This window comes from Blautia sp. MSK.18.38, assembly GCF_024460535.1.
Lineage (GTDB): Bacteria > Bacillota > Clostridia > Lachnospirales > Lachnospiraceae > Blautia_A > Blautia_A fusiformis.
On record NZ_JANFYP010000022.1, the window covers coordinates 42,949 to 67,228 of the forward strand.

General features: G+C 44.1%; 20 protein-coding genes. 17 read left to right on the forward strand and 3 right to left on the reverse strand.

The window, feature by feature from the left end:
* Positions 1-34: 34 nt before the first annotated feature.
* Complete coding sequence (gene queF, locus NE638_RS13420) at positions 35-529, forward strand: preQ(1) synthase (protein ID WP_173746393.1); 495 nt, start codon at positions 35-37, stop codon at positions 527-529.
* A gap of 86 nt (positions 530-615) precedes the next feature.
* Here the strand turns inward: queF and NE638_RS13425 are convergent, their stop codons facing one another.
* Positions 616-1,695 (reverse strand): NAD(P)H-dependent flavin oxidoreductase, encoded by a 1,080-nt coding sequence (locus tag NE638_RS13425; RefSeq protein WP_173740871.1) that lies wholly within the window; start codon positions 1,693-1,695, stop codon positions 616-618.
* 268 nt (positions 1,696-1,963) lie between these two features.
* Positions 1,964-2,383, reverse strand: coding sequence for a PPC domain-containing DNA-binding protein (locus NE638_RS13430; protein WP_147603681.1), 420 nt, complete (start codon positions 2,381-2,383; stop codon positions 1,964-1,966).
* Between the two features lie 335 nt (positions 2,384-2,718).
* Between NE638_RS13430 and NE638_RS13435 the strand changes: the two genes are divergently transcribed.
* The 4 genes from NE638_RS13435 (at position 2,719) to NE638_RS13450 (ending at position 5,744) form a co-directional block, all read left to right on the forward strand.
* On the forward strand, positions 2,719-3,045 hold the full coding sequence (locus NE638_RS13435; RefSeq protein ID WP_059086402.1) for an L-rhamnose mutarotase: 327 nt from the start codon (positions 2,719-2,721) through the stop codon (positions 3,043-3,045).
* A 34-nt stretch (positions 3,046-3,079) separates the two neighbouring features.
* Positions 3,080-4,129: a uroporphyrinogen decarboxylase family protein gene (locus NE638_RS13440; RefSeq protein ID WP_015526635.1), complete on the forward strand. Its 1,050-nt coding sequence runs from the start codon at positions 3,080-3,082 to the stop codon at positions 4,127-4,129.
* A gap of 14 nt (positions 4,130-4,143) precedes the next feature.
* The gene (locus NE638_RS13445) at positions 4,144-4,959 is read left to right on the forward strand and encodes a methyltetrahydrofolate cobalamin methyltransferase (RefSeq protein ID WP_059086401.1); all 816 of its coding nucleotides are present in this window, start codon (positions 4,144-4,146) and stop codon (positions 4,957-4,959) included.
* A gap of 146 nt (positions 4,960-5,105) precedes the next feature.
* Positions 5,106-5,744: a corrinoid protein gene (locus NE638_RS13450; RefSeq protein ID WP_015526633.1), complete on the forward strand. Its 639-nt coding sequence runs from the start codon at positions 5,106-5,108 to the stop codon at positions 5,742-5,744.
* 120 nt (positions 5,745-5,864) lie between these two features.
* Here NE638_RS13450 and NE638_RS13455 read toward each other — a convergent pair whose 3' ends face one another.
* Positions 5,865-7,112, reverse strand: a complete 1,248-nt coding sequence (locus NE638_RS13455) for a uroporphyrinogen decarboxylase family protein (protein ID WP_110925806.1) — start codon at positions 7,110-7,112, stop codon at positions 5,865-5,867.
* A gap of 219 nt (positions 7,113-7,331) precedes the next feature.
* Between NE638_RS13455 and NE638_RS13460 the strand changes: the two genes are divergently transcribed.
* The 12 genes from NE638_RS13460 to NE638_RS13515 all read left to right on the forward strand — a co-directional run bounded on the left by NE638_RS13460 (position 7,332) and on the right by NE638_RS13515 (position 23,887).
* Complete coding sequence (locus NE638_RS13460) at positions 7,332-9,635, forward strand: extracellular solute-binding protein (RefSeq protein WP_059086400.1); 2,304 nt, start codon at positions 7,332-7,334, stop codon at positions 9,633-9,635.
* A 167-nt stretch (positions 9,636-9,802) separates the two neighbouring features.
* Positions 9,803-11,395: a response regulator gene (locus tag NE638_RS13465; protein ID WP_161206355.1), complete on the forward strand. Its 1,593-nt coding sequence runs from the start codon at positions 9,803-9,805 to the stop codon at positions 11,393-11,395.
* Positions 11,396-11,398: 3 nt separating this feature from the next.
* Positions 11,399-13,207 (forward strand): cache domain-containing sensor histidine kinase, encoded by a 1,809-nt coding sequence (locus NE638_RS13470; protein ID WP_015526628.1) that lies wholly within the window; start codon positions 11,399-11,401, stop codon positions 13,205-13,207.
* Positions 13,204-14,211 (forward strand): sugar ABC transporter substrate-binding protein, encoded by a 1,008-nt coding sequence (locus NE638_RS13475; protein ID WP_059086398.1) that lies wholly within the window; start codon positions 13,204-13,206, stop codon positions 14,209-14,211. The genes NE638_RS13470 and NE638_RS13475 overlap by 4 nt, the downstream gene beginning before the upstream one ends.
* Positions 14,212-14,366: 155 nt before the next feature.
* Positions 14,367-15,923, forward strand: coding sequence for a sugar ABC transporter ATP-binding protein (locus NE638_RS13480; protein WP_015526626.1), 1,557 nt, complete (start codon positions 14,367-14,369; stop codon positions 15,921-15,923).
* Complete coding sequence (locus NE638_RS13485; protein WP_015526625.1) at positions 15,911-16,951, forward strand: ABC transporter permease; 1,041 nt, start codon at positions 15,911-15,913, stop codon at positions 16,949-16,951. The genes NE638_RS13480 and NE638_RS13485 overlap by 13 nt, the downstream gene beginning before the upstream one ends.
* Entirely contained in the window at positions 16,948-17,973 is a 1,026-nt protein-coding gene (locus NE638_RS13490) for an ABC transporter permease (protein ID WP_059086396.1), read from the forward strand. Before NE638_RS13485 ends, NE638_RS13490 begins: the two co-directional genes overlap by 4 nt.
* Before the next feature lie 84 nt (positions 17,974-18,057).
* Positions 18,058-19,314 (forward strand): sugar ABC transporter substrate-binding protein, encoded by a 1,257-nt coding sequence (locus NE638_RS13495; protein ID WP_015526623.1) that lies wholly within the window; start codon positions 18,058-18,060, stop codon positions 19,312-19,314.
* A gap of 138 nt (positions 19,315-19,452) precedes the next feature.
* On the forward strand, positions 19,453-20,202 hold the full coding sequence (locus NE638_RS13500) for an alpha/beta hydrolase family protein (RefSeq protein WP_059086395.1): 750 nt from the start codon (positions 19,453-19,455) through the stop codon (positions 20,200-20,202).
* Between the two features lie 240 nt (positions 20,203-20,442).
* A complete protein-coding gene (locus NE638_RS13505) occupies positions 20,443-21,813 on the forward strand; it encodes a putrescine aminotransferase (protein ID WP_015526621.1) in 1,371 nt (456 codons plus the stop codon).
* 178 nt (positions 21,814-21,991) lie between these two features.
* Positions 21,992-22,336, forward strand: a complete 345-nt coding sequence (locus tag NE638_RS13510) for a P-II family nitrogen regulator (protein WP_059086394.1) — start codon at positions 21,992-21,994, stop codon at positions 22,334-22,336.
* A 144-nt stretch (positions 22,337-22,480) separates the two neighbouring features.
* Positions 22,481-23,887, forward strand: coding sequence for an APC family permease (locus tag NE638_RS13515; protein WP_059086393.1), 1,407 nt, complete (start codon positions 22,481-22,483; stop codon positions 23,885-23,887).
* Positions 23,888-24,280 lie beyond the last annotated feature (393 nt).

Below are 24,280 nucleotides of genomic sequence, written 5' to 3' on the forward strand. Positions count from 1 at the left end.
TAAATATCCGCCTGACTATAGAAAGGAAAAAAATATGAGCAGAGAAAACCTGGAAAAAGAAGGGATCACCCTTCTCGGAAATCGGAAAGTAAAATATCCGGACAATTATGCTCCGGAGGTATTAGAAACATTTTTGAACAAGCACCCGGACAACGATTACTTTGTAAAATTTAACTGCCCGGAATTTACAAGCCTTTGTCCCATTACCGGACAGCCGGATTTCGCGACGATCACAATATCCTACGTACCCGGTGAAAAAATGGTGGAGAGCAAATCTCTGAAGCTGTATCTTTTCAGCTTCCGCAATCACGGAGATTTTCATGAGGATTGCGTGAATATCATTATGAAGGATCTGATCCGTCTTATGGACCCGAAATACATTGAGGTCTGGGGAAAATTTACTCCGAGAGGCGGCATTTCCATTGATCCCTACTGCAATTACGGAAAGGCCGGAACCAGATGGGAGGAGATTGCCTGGAAACGCCTGACAGAGCATGATATGTACCCGGAGAAGATCGATAACCGGTAGAAAAACAAAAAGTCCCTGTTTTCACTGCGAAAAGCAATGAAAGCAGGGGCTTTTTGTGTGGTGCGCCTGACAGTGTACGTTTATCTTTATGACAGCCGGATGCATTCTGATTCTGTGCCAAACAGATCAGCGATCACGTCGTGCACGGTTTCGATCTTATCTGCCATATAAGCCTTTGCTCCGCAGAACAGCAGGCCGTTTTCCACGTCGCCTTTTACGGCGGCGATCAGCTTGTCTGTAATGCAGTAAGGGATCTCGCCGGGGGAACATTTGGCAAGGCAGCGGTGGCATGGGCTGTGTGGGATTTTTTCACCGGCCATGACGTGCTGCATGAAGGGATTCATAATGGCACGTCCCGGCATACCTACCGGGCTTTTTACAATGGCAATGTCGTCCTTTGCGGCGTGGATCAGGGATTCTTTCAGCCGGATGTCTGCGTCACATTCTTCCGTTGGGATAAAACGGGTGGCGACCTGAACGCCGTCCACACCAAGATCAAGGACATGTTTTACATCCTCGTGCGTGGCGATGCCGCCGGCAGCTACTACAGGGATTTCCGTGCCGAATTTTGCGGCATAGCTTTTTACAGTCTGGACGATCTTTCGGATCTCATTGTCGTAGGCTTCCGGTGTATAGGAATCCAGCTCTTCCTTGTGGAAGCCCAGATGACCGCCTGCCTGGGGACCTTCGATCACCACAAGGTCTGCAGTGCGCTTGTACTTTCTTTCCCAGTATTTCAGGATAACCTTTGCAGATTTGTCCGTTGAGACAATGGGGGCGATCTTTGTTTTGCTTCCGCTGACAAGAGCAGGGAGCTCTGTAGGAAGTCCTGCACCGGAGATGATCAGGTCAGCACCGGCCTGGACAGCTGCCTTTACATGAGATGCATACTCCTTCAGTGCAACCATGATGTTGTAGCCAATGATACCGTCAGGAGAAATCCTGCGTGCTTTTTTCATCTCGGACAGGATAGCCCGCTGGTTGGCTTCTTCGGTATTCCGGTCGAAATCCTTTTCGCGGTAGCCGATCTGAGCGGTGGAAATGATTCCGATTCCGCCTTCTTTTGCAACGGTGCCTGCCAGCCGGCCAAGGCTGATGCCGACACCCATTCCACCCTGGATCAGGGGAAATCTCGTAAGTTTATCACCGATTTTAAAATTCTTCATAATGATCAGATCCTCACATTCATTTGCGTTCTTTAAATGATTTTAATATAAAATAGTTTTATCATCAAAGTATATCATAACAGGGAAATTTGTCAATGTATATGTAGGAAGGTTGGCTCAGGGAGATGTGGGGATTTGTCGGTATAGCTTTTCGGAATAAGAAAAGGGTGAGCTGACAGCATTACGCTGTGCAGTCTCACCCTTTTTATGTGTGATGAAATCTAAAACTGTAAAGCAGTAGACTGTAGCTGAACTCCGTCTGGCAAAATCAGAATTTAAACAGATTCAGACCGATCTCTTCGCTGAACTCACGACCGATTTCTCCGTCGATCACCTGGATCTGGATCTCGGCGGTAGCACTGATGATGGCACGGTTCAGATGGCCGCCGTGTACAAGGCCTTCTTCGTCACCGGCTGCGATATGGAGATGAAGATAAACGTCACCGTCCTTGCGGGTAACGGTACCAGTAAGAGAAACAATCTCATAAGCTCCCTGAAATTGGATAGAGTGGTATTCCTTTGTTACGGTGTTGTATACACCTGCGGTGAAATCATTGATGGCACCAAGGCCTGTGACCTGTGCAAGGCGGATGTTCTCTTTCTCTGCAACCTTGCCGATCTCCTCCAGGATCTCTTCCTTCGGATCAAGTCGAAGATAGATCGTGTTTCCAAAACGTCTGTATTCCATGATAAAAAACCTCCCTGTAAATTCTTTGATTTTCCCATTGTCTGAGTATGATTTCAGTATAATACATTCCTGTTTTTATTCAATAGTTACATTAATCAGATTACAGCACTTCCGGAGATTGTTGCATCATGCTCTGTTCAACTTCTTTTTAATGTATTAATTTCTGGAATTGCTATAGGTGTATTTTTTACATGTTCAGATTTTTTACATGAAAAAAAGGACTAAACCGATGAAAATATTGAATTTATATTTTTACCGGCTTTTTTTATAATGATTTTCATAAAGAACGGAATGTAAGAACTGTAAACTGGAAGCAGCAGGGAAAGGGTGAAAGTATGAAAAAAAGATTTGGTCAGATGATCAAGGTAAAACCGGAAAAGCTTGCCGAATATAAAAAATGGCATGCAAATCCAATGCCGGGCGTAAATGAAATGATCAAAGAATGCGGCCTGAAAAATTATTCTATCTACAGCAGAGGAGAATATCTTTTTACATATTTTGAGTACGAAGGCGAAGATTTTGATGCAGATATGGCAAAGATGGCAGCAGATCCGGCAACACAAAGATGGTGGGATGTTGTAAAACCGCTGATGTCACCCCTTCCTGACAGAGCAGAGGGCGAATTCTGGTCAGATATGGAAGAAATTTATCACCTTAACTAATAAGCAAAAGCAATAGATATGGAGGAAAAGAAACATGAACAGTAGAGAAAGATTTATCGCAACTGTAGAAAGAAAACCGGTAGACAGACCGGCCTGCTGGCTTGGTGATCCGACACCGGAGGCAGTTCCTGCACTTTGCGATTACTACCATGTAGACAATATCAAAGAACTGAAAAAAGTATGCGGAGATGATTTCTACGCAGTAGAGATCCCGTACAAATCCCCGACATGCTCCGCAATTTTCGCGGCATTTGACTGGTATATGAACGGAAGCAACGTAGATACAGAGCACAGAACACTGACAGCAGACGGATGCTTTGCACAGTGTGAGGATCTTGAAGATGTGGAGGCAGTGAATTTCCCATGGCCGGATCCGGAGCTTTATATCGATCCGGAAGAGTGCCGCCGTCTTGTTGATGAGGCACCGGATGATAAAGTAGTTATGGGTATGCTCTGGGCCTGCCACTTCCAGGATACCTGTGCTGCATTCGGAATGCAGACATGCCTTATGAACATGGTTGCAGAGCCTGAGATGGTACATTATGTAGATGATCATATTGTAGATTTTTATCTGAAAGCCCTTAAGATTTTCCTTGAGGCAACAAAAGGTAAAGTACAGGCAATCCTCATCGGTGATGATGTAGGAAGTCAGAGAGGCCTGATGATCAGCCCGGCTCTTATCAGCGAGTTCGTTATTCCCGGAGCAAAGAAACTTATCGATCTGGCACACAGCTATGGCGTAAAGGTTGTATATCATTCCTGCGGATCTATTGTTGAAGCTATCCCGCTTCTCATTGAGGCTGGCGTTGATGTTATCCATCCGATCCAGGCACTTGCAGCAGGTATGGATCCTGCAAACCTGAAAGATAAATTCGACGGAAAGATTTCTTTCTGCGGCGGTGTTGATACACAGGATCTTCTTCCGAACGGAACACCGGAGCAGGTAGCTGCAAAGGTTAAAGAGCTTCGTACCTACTTCCCGACAGGCCTTATCGTATCACCAAGCCATGAGGGATTACAGCCGGATGTTCCGCCAAGCAATATCAAGGCGCTGTTTGACGAAGCAACCAAGATCTACGAATAGGGAGGAAGAAAAATATGATTATTATTGGAGAAAAAATCAACGGTTCCATTCCTTCTGTTGCAGAGGCTATTGCAAAAAGAGATGCGGAGTTTATCAAAGACCGTGCAAGAAAACAGGCAGAAGCCGGAGCAACATTTATCGATTGCTGTGCATCTGTTCCGGAGGAAGAGGAAGTTGAAACACTGAAATGGATGATCGACTGTATTCAGGAAGTAACAGACCTTCCGATTTCTGTGGACAGTCCAAGTGCTGATGTACTGATCCAGGCTTATAAATTCTGTAAACGTCCGGGACTTTTCAATTCTGTATCCGGCGAGGGCGACAAGATCGACAAGATTTTCCCTGTTATGGCACAGGAAGAAAATAAAGGCTGGGAAGTTATCGCTCTTCTCAGTGATGATACCGGAATCCCGAAAAATGCAGCAGACAGACTTCGCGTATTTGATAAGATCATGGCAAAAGCCAAAGAATACGGAATCGCTCCATCAAGGCTCCACATTGATCCGCTGGTAGAGATGCTTTGTACATCTGAGAACGGAATTGAGACAAATATCGAGGTTATCACTTCTGTTCGTGAGCAGTATCCGTCCATTCACATTACAGCAGCGATCAGCAATATTTCTTTCAACCTGCCGGTTCGTAAGCTGATCAACCTTGGATTTATGGTACTGGCTATGAATGCCGGACTGGACAGTGGAATCCTTGATCCGACAAACAGAGACATGCTTGGCCTTATTTATGCAACAGAAGCTCTTCTTGGAGAAGATGACTACTGTATGGAGTACATCGGAGCATACAGAGAGGGTCTTATTGGACCTGTAAAAAAATAATCAGGATCCCTTCAGGTTTGCAGAGCCTGCGGAGGACTCTGCAAACGAATCCCATAAAAAATACGATAAAAGCTGAGATGAGTGCGAAAAATTATCAGCCTGTCCGTAGCAAATAATGAATATACATAATATTTGGAGGTAGAACAATGTCAAAAATCGAAGAAGTTGCAAAATTAGTAGAAATCGGTAAAGCGAAACTGGTAGGAAAAGCAGTGCAGGAAGCTCTTGATGAAGGCTGCGATCCACAGGAGATCTTAAATAAAGGTATGATCGATGCCATGGCTGTTGTAGGTGAGAAGTTCAAAAATAATGAGATCTTTGTACCTGAGATGCTGGTAGCAGCAAGAGCCATGAAAAAAGGTGTTGAGGTTCTGAAACCGCATCTTGCATCCGGAGCTACAGGCGTAAAGGGTAAACTTATCATTGCAACAGTAGCAGGAGACCTTCATGATATCGGTAAAAACCTTGTTGCCATGATGATCGAGAGTGCAGGCTTCGAGGTTATCGACCTTGGTGTTGACGTTTCCAATGACAAGATCATCGAGTGCTACAGAGAGAACCCGGATACAAAGATCATCGCTCTTTCCGCTCTTCTTACAACAACAATGCCTGCACTTCGTGATGCTGTAGATGCACTGAACAAATCTGATTTCAGAAGCAATATCAAGGTTATGGTCGGCGGAGCACCGATCACTCAGGAATTCGCAGACGAGATCGGCGCAGACGGATATTCCGAGGATGCTGCAAGTGCTGCAACACTGGCAAATCAGCTGATCGGAGCATAACTGAATAATCCAACCGCTTATGATAAACCTATGCCATCAGGGATACCGTATGGAACAGAATTCAGAGATTCTGTTCATGCGGCATCCCTTTTGGGGTTTTAGAAACATATTGTCTGTACTTTATCTTCTGGCATCCTCAACAGCTTTATACATAGCCATGATATTCTGAGGAGGAACATCACCGAGGATGTTGTGCTCCTGGTTGAATACGAATCCGCCATCCTGGAAGAAGATATCGATCATGCGTCTGCAGTAGTCGTAAACCTCTTTTTCAGTTCCCATGTTCAGAATTTTTCTGGTGTTGCATCCGCCGCCCCAGAAGGTGATATCTTTGCCGTATTCCTGTTTCAGTCTGGCAGGATCCATATTGGCTGCTGATGTCTGAACCGGATTAAGGATATCGAAGCCTGCTTCTGCCAGATCTCCGATGACCGGGAAGATGGAACCGCAGGAGTGGAGGAATGTCTTCATGCTGCTGTGTTTATGTACATACTCATTAATCTTTGTATGATACGGTTTGAATAAGGTACGGTATTTTTCCAGGGACATGAACATGTTGTTGTTCATTCCGAGGTCATCACCGAAACGGACGATATCTACGATTCCGTTAAGGTACTTACATGTGTTTTCCAGGTTTTTCAGGTGGCGTTCCAGAAGCTGGTCATTAAGTGCAAGAACCTGCTCCGGTTCCTCATAAATATCCATGAGATAATTTTCCATTCTGCGAAGGAAAGTTCCCCATTCGAAGAAGTTGCATCCGCAGGTGATCATCAGGGCACGGTCTGTGCTGTTCTTCAGTACAAGACATCTCTCACGAAGTGTTTCCCAGAAATATTTTTCGTTGGAATGATCCCATGGACTGTGAACCATAGCACTCCAGATAACCTTTCCCATCTCTTTATCCAGATCATTGTAGTTTTTCGGGTAATCTTCTTTATATGGGAAGTACTGCTGGTCAAAACACATTCCGCCGTTTGGCATCTTGGCAATGAGTGTGCCCTCGCAGTCAAAATATTCATAAGAGCCATCTTTGTTATGTCTCGGCCTGAACCAGCCCGGCCACTGTGCGGCAACGCCGTTTGATAAGGTTACATCGTACCAGTTGGAGTCTTCTGTGTTAAATACACGGCCAACGTCAAGGACGTCAGCTCCGATGATATCAAGAACCTGGATCTCAGGCTGAGCTACCTGCTGTACCACATCGTAAATACGGTTGTGGCCTGTTGTGATTCCAAGATATTCTTTTAATTTTCCGTAAGCCATACCACTGATTCCGGCACTTACGTTGCTTCCCAGATCCATTGGAAGGGAATCAGGATTCTGATGATTGACAGACGCCATTACACGTTCTCTGGGTGTCATTTTCATATATATTTACCTCCTGTAGTTTTTCATTTGCTTCAACTTATAACTACATTATGTGAAAAAAAAGTGTGTGTTTCAATACGATTGCCGGAATAAAAATCTAAACGTTTTACTACGAATTTTACTATGTTGAATGAAGCGGATCTCATAGGACATATAATGAAAAACAGATAAAAACAGAGAGAAAAACGACGAAACAGAAGCATTTGAAGGGACATAAAAATGATAACATTAAAAGACGTTGCAAGGGAAGCAGGTGTATCCATAGCAACCGTTTCCTGCGCACTGAGCGGAAAGAAAGCAGTCCGTCCGGAAACCTATACAAAGATAATGGACGCTGTGGAGAAGCTGAAATATATTCCGAATTATTCTGCCAGAAATCTGAAAAAAAAAGCCAGTAATATGGTAAGCGTGCTGCTTCCGGGAATGAGGAGCCAGTTTTACTCAGGGCTCTTTGACGGAATATCTTCTTATCTTCAGTCCCATGGATATTCCATTAATATTGCGTTTTCCAATGATTCCGCAGATGTTGAATGTACGAAGATCGACGAATTTATTACCCAGAATTCAGCAGGGCTTATTATCGTGACGACACAGCCCGGTAATACAGCTTTTTTTCAGAACCACATTATGGATTATCAGATTCCGGCGGTTTTTGTTGAACGTGAGCCGGATTCGGTGTTCTGTAATTATGTAGGATTTCGTCATTACGATACCTTTTACAGCATAACAAAACAGGTTCTGGAACAGGGATACCGGGATATCAGTATTGTCTGTGGTCCTCTTGAGTTTTCTTCTGAGCGGAATTATGTCCGGGCATGCAGAGATGCCATGGAAACACTGGGAGAAGATTTGGCACCGGAGAAGATATGTGCGACGAATTTTACCAGAGAAGATGCATTCAGCAGTTTTATGAAAATTTTTTCCAGGAAGCCGCCGGAGGTTTTGCTGTCAACAAGTCGTGAGATCACATATGGAATTCAGACTGCCATGGAATACTGCGGATTGCGAACCCCGGAGGATATTGTTCTGATCAGCTGTTCCGAGGAATCCTGGATCAACATCAATCAGAATGATGGTGTGATCAAAATCTCCAGAAACAGTACTGTTCTGGGGGAGCAGGCAGCCAGGATACTTTTGCAGAATATCCATAACCCAAGGCTGTATGAGCAGATTATACAGGAGATTGATTTTTCGGAAAAGGATATCCGGCTTGTGAGTCTGCCGGAAAAAGAAAAGCAGCAGAAACAGAGCTTCCGGATATCCTGCAGAGAGAAAATCCGCTTTCTGTCAGTGGACAATCCGACTATCCAGGCACTGCAGCTGCTTACCGGACATTTTGAAGCGGAAACCGGGATTCAGGTAGAGTTTCATTGTGTACCTCAGAACCAGCTGCTTTCCATGATTTCAGAGTCCTGTGCTACGCTGACGCAGACCTATGACTTTTATACCTATGATGTTCCGTGGCTGGAATATATGGTTCAAAATATGTGTCTTGCAGATATTTCTTCCTTTATTGAAAGTGACAGCTTCAAAAAGGATCAGTTTTTTCAGTCAGGCTTCCGGAACTGCCAGTTGAACGGACGGTATTTCGGAATCCCGGTGAGCGGAGGAACACAGCTTCTTTTCTACAGAAAAGACCTGTTTGAAAACAGGGAGCTTCAGACTGAATACCAGAAAAGGAGTCTGATATCACTTCGGGCACCGAGAACATGGAAGGAATTTAATGATGTGGCTGCCTTTTTTACAAGGAAGGAGAATCCTGCGTCACCTACAGAATACGGAGCTTCTTTTGCGGGAGCGATCGATGAAGAACTGGCACCGGAGATCCTGATCAGGCTCTGGGCCTGCGGCGGAAAGCTGTGGGATAATTATCATAGGCCAACCTTTCATACGAAGGAGAACAGAATGGCTTTTGAGAGTATTCTCCATACGCTGGATTATATACCGGAGAAAGATATGAACAAATCTATCACTCAGACAGTAGATGATTTCTGTACAGGCAGGACAGCTATGCTGATCACATATTCAGAGTTTGCCCATGGAATAAACCAGCGGGTGAAAGAGAATGTATCCGGTCGGATCGCTTCCGGTATGGTTCCGGGAAAAGCACCTGCCAGTGTAGGATGGAATCTGGGACTGAATCCTTTTTCCTCACACAGAGAAGCTGTCTGCCGATTTTTTTCCTGGCTGTGCAACAGTGATACGAATCTGTATCTGACTATACTGAATGGTGCGTCAACAGTTGTGACACCGTACCGCAACAGTGAGCTTCTGAAGCTGTATCCCTGGCTGGTCAGCACTGAGGAGAGCCTTCAGTATGCAAAAAGACGAAACAGTCCGTATCGAAAGAATCGCCTGATTATTCCTGTAGAGCAGATTGAGAAGATCATGTGTCAGGCTCTGCGAAAAATATACCAGGGAGATATCTCTATTGAGGAGGCTCTGAAAGCAGCACAGGAAGAGGCGGATCACCTGTTCAGCATGTATGGATATCCAACGATTCACGAAATATTCAGAAGATGACGAAAAACCACGTTTAATAATTTTTGTAATATGCAATATACACAAGAATAATTGTGGGAAAAGTTGTAACTTTTGTGAAAATATAGTATAATCAACAAAAAAGTGCACGAAAAACAGACAAAAATTATATATAATCACGGGCGATGTACAGATGGGAGGGGAAGAAAATGTATACACTTCTGATTGCTGATGATGAACCTCTTATCCGCAATGGGGTGAAAAAGATCATAGACTGGGAATCTCTGGGATTTTCGGAGATTTTTCTTGCGGAGGATGGACAGGAGGCACTGGATATTATACGGAAAAATCATGTGGATCTTGTGCTGACAGATATTGTGATGCCGTTTATGGATGGTCTGGAGCTGACGGAGATCCTTTCAAGGGAATTTCCGCAGATCCATGTTGTGATCCTCACTGGACATGAGGATTTTCAGTATGCACAGAAATCTGTCGGACTTGGAGTGAAGAACTATATCCTGAAGCCTATCGGTGCCGAAAGCCTTTATAAGGAAATGAAGGAGATCTGCGAGAAGCTTCATATAGAGAACAGCCAGAGACAGTATATCCAGTCAATGAAGAATCAGCTTCGCCAGAGCCTGCCTGTACTTCAGGAACAGACACTGAACAAGATTGTCTGTTCTGCAGACCGTAATCTCAGGCTGTATCTGGAGAGGGCAAAAAGCCTTCAGCTGGATATGAGCCAGGCACCATATGAGATTGGAGTCATGGATCTTGATATGGAAAATATTTCAGGGGCAGATTATGATCTTTATCTTTTTGCATCGCGGAATATTGTGAAAGAATGTCTGGGAAAAGAACATTATGTTTTTGAAGATGGAAAAGACAGAGTGGTAATTTTGTTTCGCTGCGGTACACTTGAAGCAGAATCGCATGATCTTATTTATGATGTCCTCTGTATTATCCAGAAGTCTATCTATAACACGATCCGGCTGAAAACCACCTGTGCACTGGGGACAACGGCAGCCACCCTGGATGAACTGAACCAGGCCTACCGCAATGCAAAGAAAGCACTGGAGTGTAAATATTCACTGGGAAGCAATAATGTTTATGATATTGAAGACCTGAATTATCTGGAGCGTTCCTTCTATTATCCGCAGCAGGAACTTCACCATCTTACTAAGAGTATCATGATCGGCAATACGGAAGAAATCGAACGAGCAGTACGTTCTGTATTTCGTGACAATGGAAAGGACGGTTCCCTTTCCGGAAAAAATGTCAAGGTTATTTATATGGAGGCAATGAATGCGCTTTTGAGAGAACTTGCCGGGCTTAAGGATATCCCGGATGAAATGTGGAACAGAGGATTTGTATTATACCAGAAATTTGAAACATACAGTTCCCTAAGAGAGATGGAGGATGAGCTGATCCGTTTTGCATGCAGTATCCGTGACGAAATGAATTCTGCTCAGACAAACAGTGGAATGCAGGTTATTGACAAGGTGAAGGATTATGTAATGAGAAATTATAAAAATCCGGAGATTTCCCTTACATCAGCAGCGGAATTTGCATCTGTCAGCACAGGATATTTAAGCGGACTCTTCAAGAAAGAAGCGGGAACGAATTTTGTAAAATATCTTACAGATGTCCGTATGGAAAAATCCATGCAGCTGCTTCGATCAACAGATATGAAAACCTATGAGATTGCTTATGAAACAGGATTTTCCAATCCTCATTATTTCAGTGTTTCTTTCAAAAAATATACAGGAATGTCTCCTTCCGAGTTCAGGGCAAAGGAGTAAGCCATGAAGAAAAAACAGAAAAGCAGCCTGAAAAACCGGGCCCTGAGTCAGACAGCGGTGCTGATTATTGTTACCATGTGTATTATGGTTACTGTTTTTTATATGGTCTTTCATTCAAGGGCATTTAATGAACGGGGAAAGTACGAAGAAGAAAATCTGGTAAATATGGAAGCCTATCTGAACAGCTATCTGGAGGAAGTGGATTCCATTGCAAAAAATGTAAATTATAATTATTATCTTCAGGATTATCTGGAAACTGTGATCAAAGAAGAAGATGATTATGTGGATAGCGGAATCGGAAAAAATATGCGTTCTTATGAGATGAGCTCCCAGGCATTCAGTGACACCTTACTTTCCAGGGCAGATATTTCCTCCATTATGATTTTTGGAAAGAAAAAAATGCTCCTGAACAGATCTATGTATACCTATCAGAAGGTCGCATTGGATTATTCCAAGCTGGACTGGTATGCGAAGGCAGTGGCAAAGCCACAGGATGCAATTATCACAGGACCTAACAGACATTCATTTTTTGACACAGATGATGAGGTGATCTCACTGAGCAGGGAAGTCCAGAGCTATGAAAACGGAACCTTCCGAGGTGTGATCCTGATCAATCTGAATATGAATAAGATCACGGAGATCTGTAATTCTTTTCAGGAAAAACAGGAGAATTTTATATGTATTATAAATGATAAGGGCGAGCTGGTTTATGAGCAGCAAAATGGAAGAGAACGCTTCGCTTTTGATGAGAAGGAAAACCGTCAGGAGCTGAATACAGCACTTGGGAAAACGAAGGAGAGCTGTTTCAGGCTGAACTACAGAGGAGAGAAATATCTGGTAACCAGAACCGATATGAAAACAACAGGGTGGACTCTGGTAAGTATGGTTCCGTACAAGTCTGTGATGGCAGAAACAATGGCAATCAGTGGGGTAATGATCCTGGCTGTGGCAATTACTCTTATAGTAACCCTGCTTCTGCTTAACCGGATTCTTACAGGAGTAGTAAAGCCTCTGAAAAAACTGGAAAAATATATGGTTCAGGTTAATCCGGATAATATGGATCAGCGTATGGAAATTCTTACAGACGATGAGATCGGACATTTGTCAATGAAATTTAATCAGATGATGGACCGTATCCGGAATCTGAAAGAGCAGGTGATCGAAGAACAGGAAGATAAGCGAAAGTACGAGCTTCAGGCTCTGCAGGCACAGATCAATCCGCATTTTCTGTACAATACGCTGGATTCCATTATATGGATGGCAGAGACAAATGACTCAAATATCGTGGCAATGACAGAAGCACTGGCAAAGCTGTTCCGGATATCCCTGAACAAGGGAAATGAAGAAATCTCTCTGGAAAGGGAGCTGGAGCATGTGAAAAATTATCTGATCATTCAGAGTATGCGTTATGCAGATAAATTTACATATGAAATTTCAGCAGAGCCTGGTGTGGAACGGTGCAGGACGATAAAGCTGATCCTGCAGCCGATAGTGGAAAACTGTATTTATCATGGCATCAAAAAGAAACGAGGAACAGGAAAGATCACTATCCGGGCGTACAGGCGGGAACAGAATCTGATCATAGAAGTCAGCGATGACGGATGCGGAATGCCGGAAGAAATATGCAGGAAAATCCTTTCTGATGAGATCGAATCTGAGAATATCAGCGGTTCCGGAATCGGAGTCAAAAATGTAAATGAACGCATCCAGCTCCGTTTTGGAAAGAAATACGGTCTGAGCTATTCATCAGAAGAAGGCGTTGGAACGACAGTGACTTATGTTCTTCCATATAATGAGGGAGGCAGTATATGAATAAGAAGCATATGAAAAAAAGGCTCCTGATTTTTGCGGCGGCAATTTTGATGATAATAACGACAGTAACTGTTCATTATAAAACAGAAGTCAGATCTGAGGCAGCCGGTATAAAAACGCAGCAGGAAACAAAGAAAAAAATAATCGGTGCCACCCTTGCATCCAGTCAGGCCAGTTATCAGTATGCTATTGGAAATCTTCTTGTTGCAGAAGCAGAGAAAGATCCGGATTATAAGTTGGAAATCCAGTATGCAGAATGGAATGTAAAAAACCAGGAAGAGCAGATGAGGGATTTTATCCGGAGAAAGGTTGATGCCATCATTTTTTGTCCGGTTAATGCGAAATCCTATCTGAATGTACTTCGCGAGGCAAAGAACGCCGGAATCCCTGTGATCAATCTGAATATGAAGGTGGATACTGTATCTGCGGAATATATTACAACTTATGTAGGGGCAAGTATGTCGGAAGAGGCTGATCTGGCAGGTCAGCTGGTGGTGGAATGTCTTAATGGAAAAAAAGGAAAAGTGGGAATCATAGAAGGTTCTCAGGGAACAGATCCCCAGATTTACAGAACACAGACATTTCTGGAATATCTGTCCAGTTATCCGGACGTTGAAGTTGTGGGGATTGAAGAAGCCAACTGGTCCCGGGCAAAAGCAGGTCTGGCAGCATCCAGACTTCTTTCCCAGAATCCGGATATCAATGTATTTTACTGCCATGACAGCAATATGGCACTGGGAGTTTATGATATGCTGAAGGCAAGAGGAATACAGGACAAGATCCAGGTAATAGGAATTGGAAATGAAACAGAGCATATGGAAGCGGTAAAGAGTGGAAAGCTTTATGGTATTGTAACCCAGCCGCCGGAATATGAAGCGGAATATGCATGGAGCTGTGCAAAAAGAGCTGCTTCGGGAGAAATCCTGAGACTGTGGTATAAGAACCTGGTGGTAAGCCTTACAAAAGATAATATAGACACTTATTTCAGACCGTCACTGGATTAAAAAAAGGACTGTCACTGATGTGAAAAATAAGACTAAACCGATGAAAAAATTGAATTTCAATTTTCATCGGTTTTTCTTATTATACTAATAAATACTTCGTAATGATCGGATTTGTTACTCAGAAAGATGAACTGACATTGGCGGAGGTGTCATTCATGGGAAAGGAGATAAATATGAGCAGTGGAGTAAACAGCACGGGACAGACATATGCTCTGGATATGCAGAAGGTTTCAAAACGTTTTCCAGGTACACTGGCTGTTGATAAGGTAGATTTCCGTGTGAAAAAAGGTGAAGTGCATGCTCTGATGGGAGAGAATGGTGCGGGAAAATCAACTCTGATGAAAATGCTGAACGGTTTGTTTAATGACTATACAGGAGATATCTACATTAACGGAGAGAAGAAACTTCTCCATTCCCCGACAATGGCCAAGGAAGCAGGAATCGGAATGGTATATCAGGAACTTTCTCTTGCAAGAAGAATTTCCATTTATGAGAATCTTCTGGTGGGAAGACTTCCGAAGAAAGGTATTTTTGTAGATAAGAAGAAAGCAATTGAGGAGTCAAAGAAACTTCTTGCAAGAGTGGGACTGGATTATATTGATCCGACTATGGATGTTTCTGAAATCAGCCAGTGCGAAGCACAGCTTGTCGAGATTGCGAAAACTCTTGGCTTTAATCCATCCATTATTGTTATGGATGAGCCCACATCCGCTCTTTCCAGCGACGAGGTTGAACGCCTTTACAAGATCATCCGTCAGCTGAAGGCAGAGGGGCTTGCAGTGGTTTATATTTCCCATCACCTGGCAGAGATCTTTGAGATCGCAGACAATGTTACAGTTATGCGAGATGGTAAGCTGGTAGGCTCCTGTGCAGTAGCTGATACGAATCCGGACAAGCTGGTTGAGATGATGGTAGGAACTCCTGTAAAGAATTTCTATGAGAACCATAAATCCATGGTACAGGATGAAGTTGTACTGAAGGTTGAAGATTATACACACTGGGGATTTTTCCATCATGTAAACTTCGAGCTTCATAAGGGTGAAGTACTTGCTATCTGCGGACTGGCCGGGGCAGGAAGAACAGAGATCGCAAGAGCACTGATCGGTGTGGATAAGGCCGATGGTGGAAAAGTCTATATACATGGAAAAGAGACGCATTTCAGGAACTTCGGAGAAGCTATCGCCGGAGGACTTGGATATCTGACAGAGGATCGAAAAGTCGTAGGTCTGGCACTGAACCAGACAGTTGGTGATAATGTGACCTCCTGTATTATTGATCGGAATTCCAACGGTATTTTCTACAATCAGAAGAAACTGAACGGACTGATTGATGAGAAGATCAATGAGATGAGCGTTTATCCGGCAGACAGAGACCGTCTGGTAAACAGCTTCTCCGGTGGAAACCAACAGAAGGTGCTGATGGCCAAATGGCTGGCAGCAGGTGTTGATATCCTGATCCTGGATGAACCTACACGAGGTGTTGATGTTAATGCCAAGCAGGTTATCCATAATGTAGTTAAGGATTATGTATCAAAAGGCAATTCCGTAATTCTTCTTTCTTCTGACCTTCCGGAAGTTGTGGGACTTGCAGACAGAGCAGTGATCTTACGTGAAGGACATACGATCGGAATGATCCGGAAAAAAGATATGACGGAAAATTCAATACTGATTGCAGCTAATGGGGAGGGAGAGTTCGTATCATGTCAGAAGTAAATAAAAATGGAAATACTGCCGCTCCAAAGGTAGATACAAGAAAAACAGAGATCAACAAAGCCAGCCTGATCTTTAATCAGCTTGGCATCTGGATCATTGTTGCAGGACTTATCATTCTGGGAATGATCATTTCGAAAGGACAGTTCTTCGGAAAAAGTAATATCCAGTCTATTCTGGAAGCAGTAGCCCTGACCGGTATGGTCTGTGCAGGACTGTTCTACGTTACATATTCAGGAAACATGACAGATATGTCTGTGCCGATCACAATGGCATTCGGCGGAGTTATGGCAGTACAGTGCATTAACTTCGGTTTTGTGGGATCTATTATTGCAGGACTTCTTGCAGGTGCCCTGATCGGTCTGATCAACGGTTTCATGATCGGTAAGATGAGAGCCAACGCCATCATCTGGACACTGGCGGTAAATCTTTTGATATCCGGTGTCATACGAGTAGTATGGCAGGGAAAAATGCTCTACGCAGAGGATATCGCGAAAGAGAGCATGCAGTCATCTGCTGAAAAGTTTTACGCGATTTCCAGAACCTATATCGGTGGAGCAATCTCCCTGATGGCAATCGTTATGCTGGTTATGTTTGTGATCTCATGGGTGATTCACACAAAAACAGCATTCGGACAGAAACTGAAGATCATCGGTACCAATTATGAAGTAGCGAAATTTTCAGGAATCAACTGTACAAAACAGATCATTATCGCATATGTGATCAATGGTCTCTGCAGCGCAACAGCTGGTATCTTTTATGCAGCTCTCAGAAAATGTGCTTCCTACGAAAACGGAACCGGTTATGATTTTGATGCTCTGACTGCGATCCTTCTGGGTGGCGTTTCCCTGAACGGTGGAAAAGGAAGTATTGTTGGAACCTTCGGTGGTGTTCTTGCTTATGGTATCCTCAACAATATTCTTTCCTGGATCGGTCTTGGGACATACACCAAGTATCTTGTCCAGGGTATCGTATTCCTGTTCATCGTATGGTTAAACACACATTCAAACAGAAAGTTGGGTAAAGCATGATGGAGAAGAAATTTAAGCTGAATGCAGCAATGATCAACAAAAACCGCGCATTTTTATTACTTGCGATCGTACTTTTCTGTGGACTGTTTGTGGACAATTTCTATACAGCCTACAATATCCGGGCAGTAACAGGTAACGGAAGTCTTGTTATCTGGCTGGGACTTGGATTTACTATCGTCCTCATTGCAGGGCATATGGATATGACAGTTATGTACATGTCAACCTTTGCAGCACTTCTTACACTTGGGCTTCACAGCAACCAGAAGCTTCCGTGGGCAATCTGCATTCTCATCGGTGCTCTGATGGGTGTTGTAAACGGCCTGATCATGGGACTGCTTGTTACAAAGCTGAAGATCCACGCATTTATCGCAAGTATCGGTATGCAGCTGGTTCTCAAGGGAATCATGTATGTGTACTGTAACGGAAGTGAGCTGAGTATCGGAAGAGATTATGATCTGAATGAGAAGCTGAATAATCAGCTGCTTCCATTTCTTCCATTCTCAACGTACTTTATTATCACAACACTTTTTGTAATCCTGGTAATTGTAATTCTTCGTTACACAAGACTTGGAAGAAATATCCATATGGTAGGTGGCAATGCAGAGACAGCATGGCTTGCAGGTATCCACAGTGACCGTGTTGTAATAGCAGCATTTATCATTTCCGGACTTGCAGCAGGACTTGGCGGAGCATTGAACGGAATCTATTCCGGCGCGGCGAATGTAACCATGGGTGAAAAAGGAATCTCACCTTTCTATATGGCATTTACAGCAACTGTTATCGGTGGAACAGATATCTACGGCGGCAAAGGAAGCGTAGGCTGGACCTACATTTCTCTTCTGATGATCGCGTTCCTGAAATCTCTCTGTAAATCCACAGAGCTTCAGGTACTGGTTATCGGTGCAGCACTTGTGCTTTGCCTGATCTATGAGACAGTTGCAAAATACAATAAAGATAAGATCCTTGGACGTCGTCCGAATCTTCATCTGGAACATCTCAAAGAGATGAAAGGTGCAAAATAAGTAATGAAAAATAATAGGGGAAATTAAAAGCGGAGGGAGCTTTTAATAAAATAAAAACTATATAAGGTATAGGAGGAAGAAAACATGATGAAAAAGAGACTGGCGGTTCTGTTATGTGGTGCTATGTTGTTAGGTACGGGGTCTGTAGCATTTGCAGAGGAGAACACAGACGCCCAGGCAACTGAGGCAGAGGCAAGTGATGAGAGTGCAGAAGAGGAAGCAGTAGAAGTTCCGGACGCTGCAAAAGATTCTTACGACAAACTGCAGGAAGCAGAAAAAACATTAAAAACAACAGATGACCATCTCATGATGGAAGCACCGCTTAGCTTCGATGTTCCGGAAGTAGACGGAGATGCTGCATATTGTGAAGACAATTACGAAGAGACAGATGCCAATCACTGGCATTACAAAGAGTATCTTGACTGGGACGAGGCAAATGATGCAAAATTCCCGGAGTCACCGGCAGATGGACAGGAAGGCAAAAAAGTTATCCTGATCGTTCATGGTGCACATGCCTGGACAACATGCTACACAGAGGCTTTCCAGAAAGCATGTGATGCAGTCGGAATGGAAGTAACTGTTTATGATCCAAACTGGGATCAGGGAAATCAGGACAGCTACATTGACCAGGCGATCAACGAGCATCCGGATGCAATCGCATTGATTCCGCTTTCCGCTGACCATGCAACACAGCAGTTCAAGAAGATCACAGACGCTGGAATCCCGGCATTCTGTGTAAATACAACACCAGAAGCAGAAGCTATGAACTACATCATTTCCTACACTGGCCCGAATGACTGGTACCAGATGAGAACACTTGCCGATATGCTTGGCGAGAAGATGGAAGGCAAAGGAGGAGTTGCTTACATTACACATAACGTAGGTGGATCTCCTTACTATGCACGCTGCTATGGACCTATGACAGAGCTTGCTGAGAAATATCCGGATATCGAGACACTTGATATCCAGTCTCCTGGATTTGAGGCTTCCAAGGTTAAACAGGTCGTATCCGACTGGATCACAAAATATGGCGATAAATTAAATGCTATCGTTCTTGCAGATGACTCTGACCAGGCTATCGGTGCAGCTGAGGCTTGCGAGGCAGCAGGACGTGACGATATCGTAATCGTTGCAGCTGGTATCTCCAAACAGGGTCTTGATCTTGTAAAAGACGGAAAACTTTATGGTATGTCCTATCAGACCTGCCAGGGTGATGCTGGTCTTGCAGTTCGTACAATCTCCGAGTGGTTCTGTGGCATTGATGTAAACCGTGTAAACTATCTGAGAACAGACGTTGTTACTTCTGAGAACACAGCAGACTTTGAGCCGTGCCAGTGGTAATAAAAAAGAATAAACATGTCTGCTGATGCGGATGTCTGGATGCCGTCTCCTTTGAGGGAGGCGGCATTTTCAAACTGTGGATTGTGAAGAGCTTATGCAGCAGTGGCTTGTGTGGGCATGAATAATGGAGGTAATGGAATGAAAGCAGAAGAAGTTAGGATCTCCGAATGGGAAGGATATCAGAGAAAGGATTTTAAACTGGATGGCCATGAGTGTATCCTGGTCATGCCGAAAGAAGTGCATCCGGGAAAACCATGGGTATGGCGCGCAGAGTTTTTCGGAGCTTTTGATTATGCAGACAGAGCACTTCTTGAAAAAGGCTGGCATATTGCATATATGATGATCAGCGACATGTACGGATGCCCGGAATCCATAAGCCTTATGGAAATGTTTTATCAGTATATCACAGAGGAAGAAGGCCTTAATAAAAAAGCAGATCTTTTCGGCTTCAGCCGAGGCGGTCTTTATTCTGTCAATTATACGGTGAAAAATCCTGAAACGATCTCCACGCTGTATCTGGATGCGCCGGTTATGAATGTGACGAGCTGGCCGGGAGGATATGGAGCAAGTGAGCGTTATTCGAAAGAATGGGAAGAGTGTAAGGCAGTTTATCATCTCACAGATGAGAATGCTCTGGAGTTTAGGGGGAATCCTCTGGACAAAATGCCTCAGCTTCTTAAAGCGGGGATCAGGATCATGCTGGTAGCGGGTGCGGTTGACAGTGTTGTGCCTTATCAGGAAAACGGTGCCAATCTGGTCAGATATTATGAGGAAAACGGCGGCCAGATCAAAGTGATCGTAAAACCGGACTGTGACCATCATCCGCACAGTCTGGAAGATCCTGCACCGATCGTAGAGTATATTGCAGATAATTTCGAGAGAAACTGAGAAGAGATATACTTAAAAACAAGTATGCCTACCAGAAACTAATCATAAACAGCCAGAAATTAAGAATTGTACACATTGGCTGACCGGGGTACAATATAGGCAATTCAAAAAACAATTAAACGAAATGCAAAGGCGCATTTGTTGTAGAAATACAGCGAATGCGCCTGTTTTTTTACCAGAATGAACGCAGGATGCAGAGGCAGATCGCGGGATGATTTTCAGAAAGAGAGGGAATGTATTATGGCAAAGAGCGAACAGGTAATCAAAGATCTTGATAGAGTGATCGGACTGATCAACACAGATATGAAAGATATTCCGGCAGAGGAGAAAAAACAGATGGTGGCAGATACCATCGATCATTTTGACAACTATGTAAGCCCGGGCTGGCTGAAATACCGTAAATCTGTTTCTTCTGACTCTGAGCAGGGTGCAGTTCTTGAGTGGCAGGATGAAGGAGCTTATTGCTATGGACTGAACGGAGAAAAATTTATCGACTGTCTTGGCGGCTTCGGTATTTACACCTGTGGTCACAGAAATCCGGAGATTCTGAAAACCGTAAAAGCGCAGCTTGATCATCAGGCACTTCATTCTCAGGAACTTCTTGATCCGCTTCGTGGATATCTTGCAAAAGCACTTGCAGATATCACACCTGGCGACCTGCAGTACTGCTTCTTCACAAACGGCGGTGCAGAGGCCGTTGAGATGGCTCTGAAGCTTGCACGTATCGCAACCGGCGGAAGATGGTTCATTTCCACAGTAGGTGCTTTCCATGGCAAGAGCATGGGTGCAATCTCCATGGGTGGTAAAAGTACATACCGTACTCCTTATATTCCGATGGTACAGCAGGTACAGCATGTGCAGTATGGTATTGCAGATGATGTAAGAAAAGCGATCAAGAACCTTCAGGCAGTTGGAGAGAAGGTTGCCGGTGTGATCCTTGAGCCGATCCAGGGCGAGGCTGGCGTTATCGTTCCTCCGGCAGGATACCTTCAGGAGGTTCGTGAGATCTGTGATGAGACAGGTGTGGCGCTGATCTTTGATGAAATCCAGACAGGTATGGGACGTACCGGTACAATGTGGAGATGTGAGGCAGAGGGTGTTACACCGGATATCATGACATATGGTAAAGCTTTCGGCGGCGGTATCATGCCGATCACAGGTATCATCTGTAAACCGAAGATGTGGGTTCAGGATCTGATCGACAACCCATGGCTTCTTGGCTCTCCTACATTTGGCGGAAACCCGGTATGCTGTGCAGCAGCTATCGCAACTATCAAATATATGCTTGAAAATGATATCCCGGGTGTCTGCAAAAGTAAAGGTGAGATCCTGAAAGCAGGACTTCAGAGCCTTGCGGAAAAATATCCTGAGATCATCCAGGAGGTTCGTGGTACAGGTCTTATGCTTGCAGTTGAGTTCCATACATGTGAGCTTGGCTATGAGACTGCAAAGGGTCTGTTTGCAAGACGTGTCATGACAGCAGGAACACTTGTTAATGCGAAAACCATCCGTTTCGAGCCTACAGCTGTTATCTCCGAACAGGATATCAAGGATGTTATCTCCAGAATGGACGAGGCTCTTGCTGATACAAAGAAAGAACTTAATGTATAAGATAAGACAGAATTTTACAGAGAGTATTTTTTATGCGGAAAGGCATCGGCTTAGCTGGGCTGATGTCTTTTCTGAATGAATTACAAAGCATTTATATTGATGGATATGCTGCAGAGATAGACGTGAATATCTGAGTTAATGATCAATGTATTTTTTCAGAAAGGGATGATATTATAAGATGAGCTTATGCAGAATAGAAGTCATCACAAGCCTTGCAAAATTTTCCAGCCTGAAATCTGCACTTAGTAAAGCCGGTGTCAGAGGTATGACTGTTATGCAGGTGCTTGGATGTGGCGTTGAAAAAGGTACCCGTGAGTACGAGGTGGATGAAAATTACGAGATGGAGCTCCTTCCGAAGCAGCAGATCAGTGTTGTGGTAAAAAAGGAGCAGGTGGATAAGATTGTGGAAGTGATCAAGCATGAGCTTTATACTGGGCATATTGGCGATGGCAAAATTTTTATCTACGATATTGATAATGTGATCCGTGTAAGAACGGGTGATGAAGGTGTAGATGCTCTGTAAAGGGTAAGCAGAGAATCGTGATGGCAGGCGAGGGTGTCCGCAGATAAAGCGGAACTTCGCCTGTTTCTATGTTGTCTGTTTTGGGCTGCTAAACGAATGCGGATCGCGAATATCCGTCTGACTTATTGGGAGGTGACTGGGATTATGAGTGAAGATAAGAAATTAGGGCTGGGAAGTGTTGTATCTATATCAGTAGGGTTGGTCATTGCCACCAGCTGTCTGGTCTCACTGGGGCAGGGTGCAGGTACGGTTGGTGTTGTGTTTATTTTTTCCATGATTATTGCGTGTCTTTTGAATATGACTACGGTGGCTTCGCTTTCGGAGTTGAATGCCATTATGCCGAATACGACGGGTGGCCTGGCGCAGTATACGCTGGCATGTCTGGGGCCTTTTCCCACGCTGATCTCCATGGTGGGCGGTTATCTGCTCTGTAATATTTTGTCCTCTGGTGTGGAGGCTTCGATTTTTTCCTATGCGATGGCGCAGACGATCAAGCTGCCGGTTCCCAGTATTGCGTATACGCTGATCATGACCATTGTGATCATGATCGCAAATCTTCGTGGTGTGGATATGTTTGCAAAGATCCAGGATCTGGTCGCGTTTCTTCTGGTTGGTTCCATGATCATCATGGGACTGATCGGTATGCTTAAGCTGGGGACAGGGCAGGTGGTTTCGCAGCCGTATACAATGGCCACGAAGCCTTCGGAGCTGTTTTCTGCTACAGCTACGGCGTTCTGGCTATTTATCGGGGCGGAGTATGTGATCCCGGTTTCCAAGAGTGTTAAGAATGCGAAGAGGAATGTTCCTCTTGGTATGATCATAGGTCTTGCTCTGATCTGTGGTGTGCAGTCGATCATGGTGTTTGGTTTTCATAATTATACGCCATGGCAGGAGCTTATGGATTCCCCGGCTCCGCATCTGCTTTACGGAGAAAATCTTCTTGGCAGTGCAGGTAAGATCTGGATGACTTTGGTGGCTGCGCTTGCAGTTGTGAGTACGCAGAATTCTACGGTGAATGGTCTGGCGAGTATCTGCCAGGGGATGGCGAAGATGAATATGATGCCGAGGATTTTTGCGAAGACGAATAAGCACGGGGTTCCCTGGTGTGGCGTTGTATTTGTCAGTGTGACGATTTTTATTTTTGCACTGATCAGTAATGATTCTTCTTCTATTATTTCGTTCCTGATCCTGGTGGGTTCGGTGTTCTGGATGATTTCTTATGTGCTGGCGCATGTGGATGTGCTGATTCTGAGAAAGCGGATGCCGAAGGTGCCGAGGAGCTTCAGGGTTCCTGGTGGGCCGGTGTTTCCGCTTGTTGGTATTGCGGGGACGTGTTATATGATCCTGAATATTTCTTCTGATCCGGTGGAGCGGAATATGATCTGGCTGGTTGTGGTGATCACTTTTGTGGTTCTGGCGGTTTATTCTTTCTGGTGGATCAGGACTAGGATGAAGATGCCGGTGTTTAAGAGTGTGCCGATCCAGAAGGTTATGGCGATGGAGAATGAGTTGTTTTATACGATCCGGAAGAGAAAGGGGATTTGGAGATAGTGTGGTGGAAGGACGCTGCTTTTATTGGCAGCGTCTTTCTTAATAAACGGGATAAACGAAATATTTTAAAAAAATTGAATTTTATGGTTGACAAGCATAACTCCCAGTGGTATTATAACTGAGCTGTCGCAAATAATTGTTTTTGAAAAACAAACAATTAAAAAGAATTTCAGAAAAATGAAATTCATAGTTGACAAAAGACAGAAGATATGATAAAGTATCCGAGTCGCCAACAAAGCGGCAACAAAATCTTAACTCAAAAATGTTTGAAAAAACTTAAAAAAGTGCTTGACAAACAAAAAGAGATGAGATAGAATAAACGAGCTGTCTGAGAGACAGACACAACAAACCTTGATAACTAAACAGTGAAACACATACGATTCTCGAAAATTT

Bases quoted from the DNA above. Each gene is read 5' to 3' on its own strand.
- NE638_RS13470 (WP_015526628.1), top strand. From the start codon at position 11,399: ATGAAGAAAAAACAGAAAAGCAGCCTGAAAAACCGGGCCCTGAGTCAG.
- NE638_RS13485 (WP_015526625.1), top strand. From the start codon at position 15,911: ATGTCAGAAGTAAATAAAAATGGAAATACTGCCGCTCCAAAGGTAGAT.
- NE638_RS13495 (WP_015526623.1), top strand. From the start codon at position 18,058: ATGATGAAAAAGAGACTGGCGGTTCTGTTATGTGGTGCTATGTTGTTA.
- NE638_RS13510 (WP_059086394.1), top strand. From the start codon at position 21,992: ATGAGCTTATGCAGAATAGAAGTCATCACAAGCCTTGCAAAATTTTCC.
- NE638_RS13500 (WP_059086395.1), top strand. From the start codon at position 19,453: ATGAAAGCAGAAGAAGTTAGGATCTCCGAATGGGAAGGATATCAGAGA.
- NE638_RS13455 (WP_110925806.1), bottom strand. From the start codon at position 7,112: ATGAAAATGACACCCAGAGAACGTGTAATGGCGTCTGTCAATCATCAG.
- NE638_RS13505 (WP_015526621.1), top strand. From the start codon at position 20,443: ATGGCAAAGAGCGAACAGGTAATCAAAGATCTTGATAGAGTGATCGGA.
- NE638_RS13435 (WP_059086402.1), top strand. From the start codon at position 2,719: ATGAAAAAAAGATTTGGTCAGATGATCAAGGTAAAACCGGAAAAGCTT.
- NE638_RS13490 (WP_059086396.1), top strand. From the start codon at position 16,948: ATGATGGAGAAGAAATTTAAGCTGAATGCAGCAATGATCAACAAAAAC.
- NE638_RS13465 (WP_161206355.1), top strand. From the start codon at position 9,803: ATGTATACACTTCTGATTGCTGATGATGAACCTCTTATCCGCAATGGG.
- NE638_RS13480 (WP_015526626.1), top strand. From the start codon at position 14,367: ATGGGAAAGGAGATAAATATGAGCAGTGGAGTAAACAGCACGGGACAG.
- NE638_RS13515 (WP_059086393.1), top strand. From the start codon at position 22,481: ATGAGTGAAGATAAGAAATTAGGGCTGGGAAGTGTTGTATCTATATCA.
- queF (WP_173746393.1), top strand. From the start codon at position 35: ATGAGCAGAGAAAACCTGGAAAAAGAAGGGATCACCCTTCTCGGAAAT.
- NE638_RS13425 (WP_173740871.1), bottom strand. From the start codon at position 1,695: ATGAAGAATTTTAAAATCGGTGATAAACTTACGAGATTTCCCCTGATC.
- NE638_RS13475 (WP_059086398.1), top strand. From the start codon at position 13,204: ATGAATAAGAAGCATATGAAAAAAAGGCTCCTGATTTTTGCGGCGGCA.
- NE638_RS13445 (WP_059086401.1), top strand. From the start codon at position 4,144: ATGATTATTATTGGAGAAAAAATCAACGGTTCCATTCCTTCTGTTGCA.
- NE638_RS13430 (WP_147603681.1), bottom strand. From the start codon at position 2,383: ATGGAATACAGACGTTTTGGAAACACGATCTATCTTCGACTTGATCCG.
- NE638_RS13460 (WP_059086400.1), top strand. From the start codon at position 7,332: ATGATAACATTAAAAGACGTTGCAAGGGAAGCAGGTGTATCCATAGCA.
- NE638_RS13440 (WP_015526635.1), top strand. From the start codon at position 3,080: ATGAACAGTAGAGAAAGATTTATCGCAACTGTAGAAAGAAAACCGGTA.
- NE638_RS13450 (WP_015526633.1), top strand. From the start codon at position 5,106: ATGTCAAAAATCGAAGAAGTTGCAAAATTAGTAGAAATCGGTAAAGCG.